A 15,576-nucleotide genomic window follows, 5' to 3' on the forward strand; every position below is an offset into this window, starting at 1 on the left:
CTCTGGATTATACTGGATAATCAACACCCTTGGTTATTAGCAATAGTATAATGAGCTATCCCTTTCCACATCCGTACATTATGACAGAAGCAGGAATTTCCTTTACAATGTCGAATGAATTACATACAGTCGGGTAAAAACAAAGCCTGAGTTCTGAAGTATCACTACTTTTTTTAATGGGGTGAATTCATGAGCAAACGAGTATTAATCGTAACAGGAGATGCAGTGGAAGCGCTGGAGGTATTTTATCCGTATTACCGTTGTCTTGAAGAAGGATTCGATGTAACTATCGCATCTCCTTCAGCAAAAAAGCTCCAAACTGTTAGCCATGATTTTGTAGAAGGAATGGAAACGTATGTCGAGAAGCCTTCATATGGCCTGGATTCGCACATGGCGTTTGTCGACGTAGACCCCGTTCAGTATGACGGACTGATTATTCCAGGTGGTCGTGCACCGGAGTATATTCGTCTTGATGAGAGTTTGCCTGCCATTGTCCGCCACTTTTTCGAAGCAAATAAACCCGTTGGAGCGATTTGTCATGCTGCACAGGTTTTATCGGTGGTGCCCGATATAATGAAAGGCAGAGAATACACGGCATATTCAGCGTGCAAGCCGGATGTTGTAGCCTGCGGTGCAACGTATATTGAAGAAACGCTACATACGCATCAGAATCTAATATCTGGACACGCATGGCCAGATTTGCCTGGTTTTATGCGTGAATTTATTAAAATGCTGCGGTAAAAGAAAAGAGTACGAGCGCCATCCTTTTGGAGGCGCCTTATTTTTCCATAAAGTAAAACTTTCATCAGTGGAGAGCATTACTACTGGTGGTTCGTTGTCCGTTGGATCAGGATAGATAGGAGAGAGTGTGATTGGGAAAGAAGTCACTAAGGGAGTTTCTCGGCACAGTACCGCTATTTGCGCCCTTATCTGAACCGGAGCGTGATACTATCGCCAGTGTCATGTCCCATAGAAAAGCCAGAAAGCGTGAAATTTTGTTTTATGAAGGTGATTTATGTACGGCGATTTTTTTGCTGGAGTGCGGAATGGTGAAAGTATATAAAACAACCGAGGATGGTCGCGAACAAATTGTCAACGTGTTGCATGAAGGAGATCTTTTTCCGCATATCGGTATGTTTGGAGGCAGCCCGTATCCGGCAACGGCAGAGGCAATGGAAGAGTCCTCGCTTTATTCAATTAACGTTCAGGAATTGACGATGTTGCTTCAGGGAAACGCAGCCTTATGTATTCGCCTCCTGCAAATACTGGAGGGGAAAATTCGCGATTTGCAGCGTCGTCTTTCGGATGTGCTTAGTAAAGACATGAAAGAGAAAATTATGAACACGCTTTCTTCACTAGCCAAGGTCAGAGGTGTCGAGGATGTGGATGGTTATTTGCTTCCGATAGAATTAACTCATCAAGATTTGGCCGATATGGTAGGCACGACAAGAGAAACAGTTAGCAGAATTATCAGTCAATTAAAGCGAGAGGGACGTATCGAATTTGACTCGAGCCGTATTTGGATACGGCGTTCATAACAGTTGATTGACATAAGAGAAGTGTAGGAAGGGGCGGTTTATATGGAAAAAACGAATGAAAAAACAAAGTATAAATGGATGATTATTCCGATAGGCTTTCTGCTTTGGTGCTTTATTTATACGTTGCTTACGTTTTACCAGCAACCCGGTCCGAAGCCGTACACAAATACATGGAATGAAGGAAGAATGCAAGTAAATTTACCATATGCTACTCCAATTTCGAATCATGGAGAATAATAAAACTTAATTTATATAGGTATAGCCTGTCTTGTCACTGAATATATTCAGTGCTAGAAGGTGGTGACAGGACACATGGATGCCTCGTTTTGGCTCGGTTTTATTAATATTATTATTATTGATGTTGTATTGAGTGGTGACAATGCGGTAGTTATTGGGATGGCAAGCCGAAAATTGCCACCGGAACAGCGGAGAAAAGCTGTTATATATGGAACTATGGGAGCAATCGGATTGCGTATTGTATTGACGGCGATGGCTACCTGGGTACTGCTCATCCCTTATCTGAAAGCGATAGGCGGCATTGTACTGGCCTGGATCGCCCTCAAGCTTTTGCTTGGTGAAGGGGAGGAAGCCTCGGATATTAAAGCCGGTCCTACGTTATTTGCAGCTATACAGACTATTATTGTAGCTGATTTTGTTATGAGTTTGGACAACGTGCTGGCTGTAGGTGGCGCAGCGCATGGTGATTTTGTTTTGCTGCTGTTTGGACTAGGGCTTAGCATTCCGTTGCTGATGGCTGGAAGCAATGCTGTAGCTGCGCTTATGGATCGTCTTCCTGTCCTTATTTATATCGGAGCGGGTATCTTAAGCTATACGGCTGGAACGATGGTTATATCGGAAGAAGCTGTACAGCAGCATATCGCGCCCGAATATTATTATCTTGACTGGTTGTTCCCGCTCTTGCTCACATCATTTGTTCTTGTACTGGGTATTTGGTGGCGCAAACGTATATACCCTTCTGCTTTTTAATTGCACCTATGCTTCCAACATTTACTTTGCTTCTGATTGTATGCAACCTCTGTAGTGGTGACATTCTATAGGTACACCACTCAAGGAGGTGAAACAATATGGCACAGAGCAACACTGGAAACCGTAACCAACTGCTTGTACCTCAAGCTAACCAAGCACTTGACCAAATGAAGTATGAAATTGCTACTGAATTTGGCGTGCAACTGGGAGCAGACACTACTGCTCGTCAGAACGGTTCTGTTGGTGGAGAAATCACGAAGCGTTTGGTTCAAATGGCTGAACAACAGCTTGGTGGCCGCGCGTAACCTAACTTTATATCTGGATAACAGAAGTCGGCGATATTCGTCGGCTTCTTCTTTAGTGCGGAGAGTAAAAGGATTTTGAAAATAGGAAATAATTAATTTGAATTAAAGCAGGAATATTCGAAAAAAGGTAGAATAATTCGTTTATAGTAAACGTTTTCAAATTAAAAGAAAATGTTTATCAATCTTGTAAAAATAAATGAAAATTGGAGGAGATGGAGAATGACCGAATTGCAGTTGCACGCACCTGAGTACTATAACATGGTAAATGACATCGAACGTTATGCTCAGGATCGAGATAAGCTGGCTCTGCTATGGGAGAATGAAGAGGGAGAAACCAAGCGGTTTACGTACGCTCAACTGAGCAAAGCATCTAACCAGCTAGCAAACGGACTTAAAGAGCTTGGTATCCAAAAGGGCGACAAAGTCATGATTATCCTGCCGCGCATTGAGCAGGCATACATCAGCTATATGGCCGCACTGAAAATAGGAGCCATTGTTCTTCCTGGCTCTGAGATGCTCATGCCGAAAGATATTTTGTACCGGGCCACACATGCTGGCATTAAAGCGGTAATTTCCTATCACGATTTAGTGGATCGAATTGACGAGGTGCGTTCGGATTGCCGTACAATGGAAACATTTATCGTGTATGGAAGCGATAAAGAAGGCTGGCTTTCCTTTGATAAAGTAATGGATGGTCAGAGTGAAGAATTTGAAATTGAGAATACACGCGCTGATGATATCGCGTTCTTGAACTATACATCAGGTACAACCGGAAATCCGAAGGGTGTAATTCATACGCACAGTTGGGCTTATGCTCATCAAGCAGTAGCTGCTAGGCTATGGTTGGATGTGCGGGAAGGTGACGTCGTATGGGCAACGGCAGGTCCAGGTTGGGCCAAGTGGAACTGGAGTCCATTTATTTCTGTGCTTGGTTCAGGTGCTACAGGACTTGTATATTTGGGCAAGTTTGATCCGAAGAAGTATTTATCATTGCTGGAGAAGTATCAGGTTAATGTGTTGTGCTGCACGCCGACTGAATATCGGATTATGGCGAAAGCAGAAGGGCTTGATCAGTATAAATTAGCCCATCTTCGCAGCACGGTAAGTGCGGGTGAACCGCTCAATCGCGAAGTTATTGATACATTTAAGAAATATTATGGTGTAACCGTGCGTGATGGTTACGGACAGACGGAGAATACGCTGCTTATCGGAACATTGAGCGGTATGGAAGTAAAACCGGGTTCAATGGGTAAACCGACACCAGGCAATCGTATTGCCATTATTGATGAAGAAGGAAATCCGGTGGAGCAGGGGCAAGTGGGTGACATTGCGGTACATCGCAGCGTTCCTGCGCTGTTCAAAGGTTACTTAAATGACCCGGAACGTACTGCGGCTTCATTCCGGGGAGAATGGTATTTGACGGGTGATCAGGCCAAGGAGGATGAAGACGGATACTATTTCTTTGAGGGTCGTTCTGATGATATTATCATTAGCTCTGGCTATACGATTGGGCCGTTTGAGGTAGAGGATGCACTGGTGAAGCATTCGGCTGTAAAAGAATGCGCGGTTGTCGCAAGTCCGGACCCAATACGAGGTAGCATCGTAAAGGCATTTGTTATTCTTCGGGATACAACTGCAGCTTCAGAAGAGTTGGTGAAAGAACTGCAAGAACATGTAAAGAACATTACTGCACCTTACAAATATCCGCGTGAAATTGAATTTGTAGAGGAGCTACCGAAGACAACATCAGGCAAGATACGCCGTGTCGAATTACGGCAAGCCGAAAAATCGCGTAAAGCTACACAAATATAAAGTGAAGCTTTACTCAGTGAAAGATGGCTGCCCGTTAAGGCAGGATAAGAAGACTTCGGGCAAATACCTGAAGTCTTTTTATTATGTGGCTTTTATATTCATACAGAAAGCAAGCGCTCATTCAGAATAAAGAACAGTTGACGGAAAAATAAAAACATGCATTATGGACATTTTTCAGGATTTGTTTGAAAATATGAAATAAAGAATCACACCTGTTGATTATCCATAAGGTGGAAGAAATAAGGTGCACGCGTCGGCGTGTTCCCTCGTCTTTTCACGAGAAGAGACACGGCCGCTTCTGTGCGGGAGACGAACCGACGCCCGTTTGGGCAACGGTGTGATGACGCTACCCTCTGGATCGTACTGGATAATCAACACCCTTGATAAAGAATATATGGTGTGAGTAGGGAGGGAAAATTTTGATAGATAAACGTTGTTCGCTACAGGAAGCAGTACAAATGATTCAGGATAATGACATGATTACATTCAGTGGCTTTGTTATTTGGCGTCGTCCAATGGCCGCTATTTATGAAATGCTACGACAGGAGAAAAAAGGATTGCATCTGGTGGAGGTCAACTCTGGTACTCACGCAGAGCTTTTAATAGGGGCAGGTGCAGTCTCTATCTGGGAATCGTGCTGGATTGGTCATGAGTTGTATGGTAAGGTACCATATTGTTTAGATCGAAAAATGAGAGAGCGCTCAGTCATTGTGGAAGATTATAGCCATCAGCACATGCTATACAGGATAGCGGCAGGTGCGATGGGCATTCCATATTTGCCGACATGGGCATCCCGAGGTACAGATATTTTAAATCCGGAGTATGACATGCTAGAAAAAATGGGATTGCGTAACGGTGCAAATGACCGAATTCCGGTAAAGAAATTCGATTTTGCTCAAGACCCTTTTTATAATGAGGGGGAGATTATACATGTGCCTGCAGTACGTCCACATGTATGCATCGTACATGCTCAGCAAGTAGGGGAGGAGGGGACGATTCGTATTACTGGACAGACGTACTCGGATGAACAAGCGATTAAAGCATCAGATCAGGTTATTGTATTGGCGGAGGAAATCGTACCGGAATCTTATTTGAGGGAGGAGCCAGAGCGCAATCTGATTCCTGGTTACTTGGTAGACGCGATCGTCGAACTTCCATGGGGGGCACATCCAACCGGCGCATATGGCTATTATGATGTAGATGGCCCGTTCATACGCGAGATATCCGCAGCTTCCAAAACTGATGAAAAATTTGCTAACTGGATGGACGAATGGGTATATGGTGTCAAAAACCATGAAGAATATTTGAACAAATTAGGCGTATCAAGGTTGGAGAAGCTCCGGGCAAATTCATACCGGAAATACAGCACAAAAGTGAAACGGGGGACGAGATAGAATGACGGATAAACAATATGCAAAGCCCGGAGAATATTCGATAGTAGATATGCTGGCGGTAGCATCGGCCCGCGAAGTGAAAGATGAAGAAGTTGTGTTTGCCGGTACTGGATTGCCGATGCTTGCAATTATGCTGGCGCAGCAGCTCAATGCACCGAATTCCAAGCTTATATACGAAGCAGGTACGATTGATTCCAAAGGCGACTCGCTTCCGTCTTCCGTAGGAGATCCGCGTTGCGTCACAAAAGCATCTGTAGCGTCTGGACTGTTCGATGTCTTCAATCAACTACAGCGAGGAAAAGTGGATTTAGCTTATTTGGGCGGGGCAGAAATTGATAAGTATGGCAATGTGAATACAACCGTTGCAGGTGATTATTTTATCCCCACTGTGAGATTTCCTGGCAGTGGGGGAAATCCAGATATCAATTCACTTGCGCGGCGTACGGTATTTATTATGGTACAAGAAAAACGCCGATTCAAAGAACAGGTAGATTATATTACATCTCCAGGCTGGATGGTGAGAAAATGGCCGGAAGGCACACTGGTACACCGCCGGGAAGCATATGGCGCGAAGTTTCGGGGAGGACCGAGCGCTGTTATTACGAACATGGCAGTATTTCGTTTCAACGAAGAAATGGGAACAATGTATGTTGATACACTTCATCCTGGCGTGACACGTGAGCAATTACAGGAAAACACCGGTTTTACACTTGATTTTTCGCAGTGCAGAGGAGAAACGGAGCCGCCTACTTACGGAGAGCTTCATATTTTGCATGATATAGTTGACCCGGAAGGCATCTTTTTGCCTTCTGTAAAATAAAAAAACAAAGCAGCAACCCGACTGTTCCTGCTTTGTTTTTGACGAAGATAGTTATACGTTAAAGCGTGCTTCCTCTTTTCCGTTTACACGAACAAGAATCGTTTGTATATCACTCTCATCGACAACGATCGTGCGGGTTTGTTTAAATCCTGAAGTGGAGGAGCTACTGTCAAGCTTCACTTGATCCACATCAATTTTTAGCTGCTGGCCAGAGCGGGTGATGACAATGATTTGTCCATCGTATCCGGCACCAGGTAAGCTATAGGTAAATGTAATATAAAGCTTATTGTTTTTATAGTACGCATCTTGAATGGTAGCCAATTGTGTGCCGGAACGTACCCCGATGTCTTTATAAGGCACAAGCTGACTGAAGCGGTAGATGACGGAGGCAGCTTCTGCACGGGTAAGTGTTGCCCGTGGATCAAATTTGCCATTATCACGTCCGCTGATTAAATTAATTTTATCAGCGATAACAACGTCAGCCCGATAGCTAGGGGCAATGCTACCGGCATCCTTAAACGGAATATGTTTTACATTAACGATAGAAGATAAGTCCTGTTTATAGAGATAACGGTACGCATTGACCAGATAGTGGGCCATTTCTTGTCGGGTAATTTTTCGTTCGCCGGAGAATGTTCCTCGATCGTCAATAATACCCGCTTTACGTAGGCGAACCAGGTCATTAGCATAATAATCAGACCCGCTTATGTCAGAAAAATACTTTTTTGCTTCTTGTGCTGTGCCACTTGTGGTTAAATCGTTTTTAAGTGTGTTGGCAAGCATGACTACAAACTGCCCTCGGGTAAGAGAACGTTCAGGCGCAAAAGTATTCTTATCAATACCGTTTACAATTCCCTGGCGGGCTAGCGAGAGGATTTGCGCTTCTGCCCAATGATTGTCTATATCGGAGAAAGGAGCAGCAGCGGCGGCGGAATGTTCCCCGAGCAGCAGGCCGCTGGCGACTAGCGGGCTTACAGCTAGCGCCATCCAATGTTTTTTCAATTTTTTCACGTCTCCTATATGTAAAATGTAGTTTTATCAATAGTTTTTACTCATTTTTTGCCGAAAAGTTGCTTTCGTTTCTTGTATGCAGGAAAGAGGATCCGCTCATACTACCTGTGGGAAGGTGAGCGGATATGAACGGCTGGCTGATTTTTCTTGGTAGTATAGTAATCATAATAACAGTTATTTGGTTTACATCCGTACGCATTCAAATCGAGTATAAGCGTGTGTCGGAGAATGACCGAATTAACGTGGAAGTTTCCGTATACAAACGTTTACTCAAGTATCGGTTTACGGTTAATTTACTACAAATAGGAAGTTTATCCAGGGGAGTCCAAGTATCAAAACAGGCGAAAGTCAGACCGGCGATGGAAACGAAGAGAAAGAAAAAGATGTGGATTACACCACGAATTATACAGCGTTTTCAAAGGAAATACGTACAGCTGCTACGTAATGTGCAAGATTTACACCATGTTTTGCGGCAGACATTGAAATGTGTGCATGGGGAAATGATTGAGTGGAGAACAAATGTCGGGCTTGGAGAAGCATCCGCCACAGGAGCCGCTATTGGTGCAGTATGGTGTGTTAAAAGTTTGATGATTGCTGTGCTGGCCCATTATATTTCCTTGCGTACCCGACCAAGGCTACATGTTTTTCCCGAGTTTCAACGTGAGATGCTGGACACATATTTGCTTTGTATACTGCGTCTAAGGATTGGACATGCTATCATTGCAGTCATTCGGATTGCTGTGCATTATTTCCGTAAAGGACGTGAGCAGGTATGGGAGAACATCCGATTCAAGGCTTAATGCAAACCGCAATGGAAAATATTAAAGAGATGGTGGATGTAAATACGATTATAGGGGACCCGGTAGAAACACCCGATGGAAATGTGATTATCCCTGTCTCCAAAGTTGGTTTTGGCTTTGCTGCTGGAGGAAGCGAATTTGAAGTATATCAGGAAACGGAGCACCGCCACGAAAGGCGCGATGGGGACTTGGCCCGACAGCATGCGAATGGAAATGGCGTGTCTAAAGGTGAGTTACCATTTGGCGGCGGTAGTGGTGGCGGAATTTCCATTACTCCGGTAGCGTTTCTTATTGTTGGCAAGCATGGTGTACGCTCTATCTCACTACAGGGACAATCTCACTTGTATGAACGAATGATGGATTTAGCTCCAGCCGTGGTCGAGAAAATTCAATCTATGATTCGAGGTGATGACAAGGATCACACCAAGCAAAAGGATTGTAAAGACCGAAACGAACGCAAAAATGGCGAGGAAATTATCGATGAGCTTCATTAAAAACAAAAAAGAGCACGCAACGGTGCTCTTTTTCGTGTGTTACAAGTAAGAGAAGAAAAAATTAACTTTTGGCAATAACAATAAGCAGGTCGCCTGTCTCGATCGTATCGCCAGCTTTTACGTGAATTTCTTTAACCGTGCCGTTGAATGGGGCCTGCATTGTTGTCTCCATCTTCATTGCTTCCGTCACAAGCACATGCTCGCCTTTTTTCACTTTGTCGCCTTGTTGGACCATTATTTTCAGCACTTTACCTGGCATGGATGCACCGATTTGCCCGGCTTCGGATAAATCGGCTTTTGGTCGTTGAGTTGTTGTTACTTTAGCCGACACATCTCGTATATTAATCTCACGTGGCTGACCATTCAATTCATAGTAAATCGTCCGAATGCCGTCCGGCCTTGTTTCTCCAATGGAAACAAGTTTAACCATGAGTGTTTTCCCTTGCTCGATATCGATAGCGATTTCTTCACCTAAGCGCAGACCGTAGAAGAAGGTTGGCGTATCGAGAACGGATACATCGCCGAATTCTTTCTGACGTGCCTGCATATCCAGAAAGACTTGAGGATACATAACATACGACATGACATCGCACTCTGTCATATCACGTTCCAGCTTTTCTTCAAGCATGGCTTTGATTTCATCAAAGTCTGCGGAAGGCAACAATTCACCTGGTCTGGTTGTAAAGTAGTCGCGTCCCTTAAGAATAATACGCTGCAAATCTTCCGGGAACCCGCCATGTGGCTGGCCTAGATATCCCTGGAAAAATGTGATAACCGACTCGGGAAAATCGATGGTTTCGCCACGTTCATATATGTCTTTTTCCGTTAGGTTGTTTTGTACCATAAATAATGCCATATCTCCTACTACTTTGGAGGAAGGCGTTACTTTCACGATATCGCCAAACATATGGTTTACAGCGGTATACATTTCTTTCACTTCTCCCCAGCGATCGCCAAGACCGACAGCTTTTGCCTGCTGTTCCAGGTTTGTATATTGTCCACCCGGCATTTCGTGCTTGTATACTTCCGCATTGCTCGACTTCATATCAGTTTCAAAGCCAATGTAATATTTCCGGACGTCTTCCCAATAATCGGCTAGTTTTTGGTACTTTTCGTAATCTAGGCCGGTTGCACGTTTATCGTGTTCAAGCGCATACGCAAGTGCGTTTAGGCTGGGCTGTGAAGTGAGGCCGGACATGGAACTAAGTGCCGTATCAACAATATCAACTCCGGCTTCTGCAGCTTTTAGGAGCATTGCGCCTGCATTCCCACTCGTATCATGCGTGTGCAGGTGAATCGGGATGCTAATTTCTTGTTTCAGCGCCTTCACCAGCTCATATGCGGCATATGGCTTCAGAAGACCAGCCATATCCTTAATCGCAAGAATGTGCGCACCGGCTTTTTCCAGTTCTTTGGCCAGAGCAACATAGTATTTCAGATTATATTTCTCACGACTTTGATCTAGAATATCACCGGTATAGCAAATAGCTGCTTCAGCGATTTTACCTGATTCTCGCACGCTTTCGATGGCAAGGCGCATGCCATCCACCCAGTTTAGGCTATCGAAAATTCTGAATACGTCGATTCCTTCTTTAGCGGATGTTTCAATAAACTTTTTAATGACATTATCTGGGTAATTTGTATAGCCGACAGCATTGGCGCCACGGAAAAGCATCTGGAATAGCAGATTGGGAACTTTCTGTCGCAACTTGCGCAGGCGCTCCCACGGGTCTTCGTTCAAAAAGCGCATGCTTGTATCAAATGTAGCTCCACCCCACATCTCAAGCGAGAAGAGGTCGGGTGCAAGTTTGGCTGTAGCTTCCGCGATTTGCAGCAAATCATGGGTGCGCACACGGGTAGCAAACAGCGATTGATGCGCATCACGGAATGTTGTGTCAGTGACCAGAAGCTTTTTCTGCTGCTGTATCCATTTTACCAAGCCATCCGGTCCTTGCTCGTCCAGGATTTGTTTCGTACCATTCGGATACTCTTGCTTATAGGAAACCTCCGGGATGCGCGGTGTTGCGAACAGTGGCTTTTTGTCTGTCTTAGCCAGACCTGGATGGCCGTTGACGATGGTCTGACCGATATACGTTAAGAGCTTCGTGCCGCGGTCCTGGCGGACTGGAAACTCGAATAGTTCTGGTTTTGTATCAATAAAAGAAGTATTATAATTGCCGTTTAAAAAGTCCGGGTGTTGCATCACATTCTCAAGGAAAGGAATATTTGTTTTAACCCCACGGATCCGGAATTCTTTCAGTGTGCGCAGCATTTTCTTAGCTGCTCGCTCAAACGTTAACGCATGAGTGGATACTTTGACAAGCAGTGAATCATAGTGCGGGGTAATCATAGCACCATGAGCTCCGATGCCTGCATCCAGACGCACACCAAATCCACTTGCGGAACGGTATGCAAGGAGGCGACCGGTATCCGGCATGAATCCTTTATTCGGATCTTCCGTCGTAACACGCGATTGAATGGCAAATCCACGCATTTGCACGCTTGATTGGGACGGAATTCCGATTTCCTCGTCTTCAAGAGCATATCCTTCGGCGATGCGGATTTGTGATTGAACGATATCGATCCCCGTCACCATCTCGGTAATCGTATGTTCTACTTGAATTCGAGGATTAACTTCGATAAAATAAAATTTCCCATCCGGTGCAACGAGGAATTCAACTGTACCGGCATTGATGTAATTGGATGCCCTGGTCAGGCGTAGTGCCGCATTGCAAATATCTTCGCGCTGCCGTTCGCTCAACGATAGGCTTGGTGCCACTTCAACGACTTTTTGATGCCGACGCTGAATTGAACAATCGCGCTCAAACAGATGAACAACATGTCCGTGTTGATCGGCCAATACTTGAACCTCGATATGCTTTGGATTTTCAAGGTACTTTTCCAGGTACACCGCGGCATTACCAAATGCAGATTTTGCTTCGGAACGAGCACGGTCAAGCGCGTCCTGTAGTTCGCTTTGCTTACGTACGATTCGCATGCCACGGCCACCGCCGCCTGACGCGGCTTTAATAATAATCGGGTAACCATTTTCTTTCACGAAGCGAAGCGCTTCTTCGAGCGTTCGCACCGGTTCTGGAGTTCCGGGGATTACCGGGATATCAGCTTCGATTGCCATTTGACGGGCAGTGACTTTGTCGCCAAACTTGGCGATATGTTCGGATTTTGGACCGATAAACACGATACCTTCTTCCTCACATCGGGCGGCGAATTGTTCGTTTTCCGACAGGAAGCCGTAGCCGGGATGAATGGCATCGACGTCATGCCGTTTAGCCACTTCAATGATGCTTTCGATGTCCAAATACGCTTCGATCGGACCCTTGCCTTCTCCGATGAGATAGGCTTCATCAGCTTTAAAACGGTGCAAGGCTACATTGTCTTGCTCAGAATACACTGCAACGGTGCGAATGCTAAGCTCTGTGCAGGCGCGGAAAATCCGGATGGCAATCTCGCCACGGTTCGCCACCAGGATTTTCTTAAATCTTTTAATCTGGGCCATTCAGAATCTCCCTCTCCTATTAATTTTTGTCTCTCAAACTAAAACGGTATGTAAAATTTGAGAACTATAATTAATAATAACACATGGATGAATATTCAGAAGCCTGAAAAAATAATGAAAAATTAATTTTGGTGTAAGCAGGAAACAGGGAGAGATGAGAAGAGGCTTTATATAAGGAGAATACGATGAAAAAAGAACAGACAGGAAAAAACCAAGTGCTTCGTTTTATCGTACCGCCTGATGTCCAGGATGCCGAAAAAAACGTGCGTAGCTTTTTGCGCGAGGACCACGGGATTTCACGTAGTTTACTGGTTGAACTTAAGCATGTAAAGGGCATACGCTTAAACGGAGCAGCCACGTATCTTGATCATTCGCTTCAGGCCGGCGATGTGGTAGAATTGCATCTTCCAGAGGAGGAATCGGAAAATATTGTGCCAGAACCGATTCCATTGCAAATTGTATTTGAAGATGAGGATATACTCATTGTGAACAAGCCGTCGAATTTATGTGTACATCCGACTCTCCTACACCCGGATGGAACATTGGCTAATGGGGTGCTTTATCATTGGCAGCTGCTGGGTATTTCACGTAAATTCCGAGCGGTTAACCGTCTGGATAAGGATACGTCAGGTTTGGTGCTAATTGCCAAAAGTCAGTTTTCTCACCAGCAGCTAGCTACAGTGCAGCGACAAAACGGTATTACACGCTATTATGAAGCGCTGGTACATGGTCAGGTGAAGGAAGACGAGGGGACGATTGATGCGCCAATCATGCGTAAGGCGGACTCTTTGATGGAACGTGTCGTTCATGAAGATGGACAGTGGGCGCGGACACACTATAAGGTGCTTAAAAGGTATAACGAATTTACCCATATAAGAATCAAACTTGACACAGGACGTACACATCAAATCCGTGTACACATGAGCCATATTGGTCATCCTTTGCTTGGAGATGACTTATATGGCGGAGAGCGGACATTGATTTCTAGGCAGGCTCTCCATTCCCGTATTCTTTCATTTCCACATCCGCGGCATAAGGAATTACTCACCTTCACGACACCTTTGCCAGACGATATGTATTGTTTGATTAAGCAGTGACTTCTTTGAGAGAAAGAATCTGATAAGATGTCAAAGTTCCGTGAACATTACGCCTGCTATCTTTACCGTCTGCTGGAAACGAAGTAATATTAGAAACGGTAGGGGGAGGAGTGGCGAAATGAAAACGTGGATACGTATAAGTCCTTTTCTGCTAGTGATTATAGGTCTTTCGATATATAATTATGTGATTTCATCAGAAGCACTCCATGGAGACAGCGAAGGAATGAGACGGCGGTTTATCATGCTAGAAATCATTATACCATTCGTGGGAAGTCTTGCCGCGTTGCAGTTCGAGAAAGCCAGGAGGAATCGGTTTATTTTTGGTATGTTCGGTTTTTTTGCCGGGTTTCTTATCTCGCTTGATTTATTTGTGGTTGCAATGATTCGAGGATAGGAAATGAAATAAAAAGGGACATTATTTGGTTTGCCAATCAAATAATGTCCCTTTTTATTACTGTTCTCTATAAACGCTTTAAAGCAGAAAATTCAACATATTCACTATTTTTATTTTTAAAAAATCGAATATTTCCGTTAATTTTTTGCTTTAAAGTAAAAGAGAACATGCTATAATGAATCTACTTGGTGCATGAGAGTGTTAATTAAAACAAAAGTCCGAGCAGGGGGGAATATTCGTGGTGAAAAAGAAGCGTTGGTTTGGAATTCTTCTTGCAGCGATAATGGTGCTGCTTGCTGCCTGTGGCGGGCAGACTGCTAGCCAACAGGCTGGAGAAGGGGAAAAGAAGACAGCAGCAGGTGCGGAAGGCGAGAAGAAGTTTAAAGTAGGCATTTCGCAGTTTGTAGAACATAAGGCTTTAGATGCGGCACGAGAAGGATTCATTAAAGCTCTGAAAGAAAATGGGCTAGAAGAAGGAAAAAATCTCGAGATTGATTATCAGAATGCACAGGCTGATCAGTCGAATACGAATACAATCGCACAGAAATTCGCAGCGTCCAAACAGGATTTAATTCTAGCTATTGCCACGCCGAATGCGCAGGCATTGTTGCAAAATGTGAAGGATACGCCGATTCTATTCACAGCCGTATCCGATCCGGTAGGCGCAAAGCTCGTGGATAACCTGGAAAAACCGGGCAAGAACATTACGGGCTTCTCTGATACACCACCAGATGCAATTCCAAATACGATAAAGTCCATTAAGGATTTTTTCCCGCAGGCGAAAAGCGTAGGTATTATTTATAATAGCGGGGAAGCGAATTCAGTTGCAAATGTAAAGATTGCAAAAGAAGAGCTGGAAAAATTGCAGCTGAAGCCAGTGGAAGCGACTGTAACGAATACAAGTGAAGTAAAGCAGGCGAGTGAATCATTGGTCGGCAAGGTGGATGCGATTTATGTGCCGCAGGACAATACGGCGGTAGCTGCATTGAAAACAATTGTCAGCACAGCAAATAAAAATAAAATCCCTCTGTTTGTGGGGGAACTTGAATCTGTCCGCAGCGGCGGCTTTGCGGGTGTAGGTTTCGAATACTCTGATATCGGATATGATACCGGCCTGATGGCTGTAAAGATTCTGAAAGAAGGGGCTAAGCCAGGAGAGTTAGCAATCGGCTACCCGAGCAAGCTGACCCTTACTATCAACAAGGAAGCGGCCAAGGAACAAGGAATTGATATTGATAAGCTTCCGAAAGAAGCAATGGACAAATGGAAGCCGCAATGGATTGAGAAAACTGAAACAAAATAATCAAGAAAAGAATAATGTAAGCAGGTCTCTTTTAGGATAAGAAACAGAATTTTTTGTTTCTTATCCTAATACTGTTGCGTGTATTACACACAGCGCTAGAGGAG

General features: G+C 44.5%; 15 protein-coding genes. 13 read left to right on the forward strand and 2 right to left on the reverse strand.

Annotated elements, in window-relative coordinates:
- Positions 1 to 189: 189 nt before the first annotated feature.
- The 8 genes from HMPREF0083_RS06545 to HMPREF0083_RS06580 all read left to right on the forward strand — a co-directional run bounded on the left by HMPREF0083_RS06545 (position 190) and on the right by HMPREF0083_RS06580 (position 6,856).
- Positions 190 to 741 carry a DJ-1/PfpI family protein gene (locus tag HMPREF0083_RS06545; protein WP_021620378.1) on the forward strand — a complete coding sequence of 184 codons (552 nt, stop codon included), beginning with the start codon at positions 190 to 192 and terminating at the stop codon, positions 739 to 741.
- 131 nt (positions 742 to 872) lie between these two features.
- A complete protein-coding gene (locus HMPREF0083_RS06550; RefSeq protein ID WP_021620379.1) occupies positions 873 to 1,538 on the forward strand; it encodes a Crp/Fnr family transcriptional regulator in 666 nt (221 codons plus the stop codon).
- A gap of 42 nt (positions 1,539 to 1,580) precedes the next feature.
- Entirely contained in the window at positions 1,581 to 1,775 is a 195-nt protein-coding gene (locus tag HMPREF0083_RS06555; protein WP_021620380.1) for a hypothetical protein, read from the forward strand.
- A 75-nt stretch (positions 1,776 to 1,850) separates the two neighbouring features.
- Positions 1,851 to 2,525, forward strand: coding sequence for a TerC family protein (locus HMPREF0083_RS06560; protein ID WP_021620381.1), 675 nt, complete (start codon positions 1,851 to 1,853; stop codon positions 2,523 to 2,525).
- A 98-nt stretch (positions 2,526 to 2,623) separates the two neighbouring features.
- Positions 2,624 to 2,830 (forward strand): alpha/beta-type small acid-soluble spore protein, encoded by a 207-nt coding sequence (locus HMPREF0083_RS06565; protein WP_021620382.1) that lies wholly within the window; start codon positions 2,624 to 2,626, stop codon positions 2,828 to 2,830.
- A 219-nt stretch (positions 2,831 to 3,049) separates the two neighbouring features.
- Positions 3,050 to 4,642, forward strand: coding sequence for an acyl-CoA synthetase MbcS (gene mbcS / locus HMPREF0083_RS06570; RefSeq protein WP_040301762.1), 1,593 nt, complete (start codon positions 3,050 to 3,052; stop codon positions 4,640 to 4,642).
- Between the two features lie 419 nt (positions 4,643 to 5,061).
- Complete coding sequence (locus tag HMPREF0083_RS06575; protein WP_209421076.1) at positions 5,062 to 6,036, forward strand: CoA transferase subunit A; 975 nt, start codon at positions 5,062 to 5,064, stop codon at positions 6,034 to 6,036.
- Position 6,037: 1 nt separating this feature from the next.
- The gene (locus HMPREF0083_RS06580; RefSeq protein ID WP_021620387.1) at positions 6,038 to 6,856 is read left to right on the forward strand and encodes a CoA-transferase subunit beta; all 819 of its coding nucleotides are present in this window, start codon (positions 6,038 to 6,040) and stop codon (positions 6,854 to 6,856) included.
- 51 nt (positions 6,857 to 6,907) lie between these two features.
- Here the strand turns inward: HMPREF0083_RS06580 and HMPREF0083_RS06585 are convergent, their stop codons facing one another.
- Positions 6,908 to 7,858, reverse strand: coding sequence for an S-layer homology domain-containing protein (locus HMPREF0083_RS06585; protein WP_040301765.1), 951 nt, complete (start codon positions 7,856 to 7,858; stop codon positions 6,908 to 6,910).
- A gap of 134 nt (positions 7,859 to 7,992) precedes the next feature.
- On the opposite strand from HMPREF0083_RS06585, the gene HMPREF0083_RS06590 reads away from it, so the two are divergent.
- Both HMPREF0083_RS06590 and ytfJ read left to right on the forward strand, forming a co-directional pair.
- Positions 7,993 to 8,667, forward strand: coding sequence for a DUF2953 domain-containing protein (locus HMPREF0083_RS06590; protein ID WP_021620389.1), 675 nt, complete (start codon positions 7,993 to 7,995; stop codon positions 8,665 to 8,667).
- Complete coding sequence (gene ytfJ, locus HMPREF0083_RS06595; RefSeq protein ID WP_051354560.1) at positions 8,640 to 9,161, forward strand: GerW family sporulation protein; 522 nt, start codon at positions 8,640 to 8,642, stop codon at positions 9,159 to 9,161. Before HMPREF0083_RS06590 ends, ytfJ begins: the two co-directional genes overlap by 28 nt.
- A 61-nt stretch (positions 9,162 to 9,222) precedes the next feature.
- Here the strand turns inward: ytfJ and pyc are convergent, their stop codons facing one another.
- Entirely contained in the window at positions 9,223 to 12,678 is a 3,456-nt protein-coding gene (gene pyc, locus HMPREF0083_RS06600) for a pyruvate carboxylase (protein WP_021620391.1), read from the reverse strand.
- A 185-nt stretch (positions 12,679 to 12,863) separates the two neighbouring features.
- Here pyc and HMPREF0083_RS06605 point away from each other — a divergent pair, with 185 nt between their 5' ends.
- From HMPREF0083_RS06605 to HMPREF0083_RS06615, 3 genes are all read left to right on the forward strand, one after another.
- Complete coding sequence (locus HMPREF0083_RS06605; protein WP_021620392.1) at positions 12,864 to 13,775, forward strand: RluA family pseudouridine synthase; 912 nt, start codon at positions 12,864 to 12,866, stop codon at positions 13,773 to 13,775.
- 118 nt (positions 13,776 to 13,893) lie between these two features.
- Positions 13,894 to 14,169: a hypothetical protein gene (locus tag HMPREF0083_RS06610; protein WP_021620393.1), complete on the forward strand. Its 276-nt coding sequence runs from the start codon at positions 13,894 to 13,896 to the stop codon at positions 14,167 to 14,169.
- Between the two features lie 238 nt (positions 14,170 to 14,407).
- Positions 14,408 to 15,472, forward strand: a complete 1,065-nt coding sequence (locus HMPREF0083_RS06615) for an ABC transporter substrate-binding protein (RefSeq protein ID WP_021620395.1) — start codon at positions 14,408 to 14,410, stop codon at positions 15,470 to 15,472.
- Positions 15,473 to 15,576 lie beyond the last annotated feature (104 nt).

Source organism: Aneurinibacillus aneurinilyticus ATCC 12856, assembly GCF_000466385.1.
Lineage (GTDB): Bacteria > Bacillota > Bacilli > Aneurinibacillales > Aneurinibacillaceae > Aneurinibacillus > Aneurinibacillus aneurinilyticus.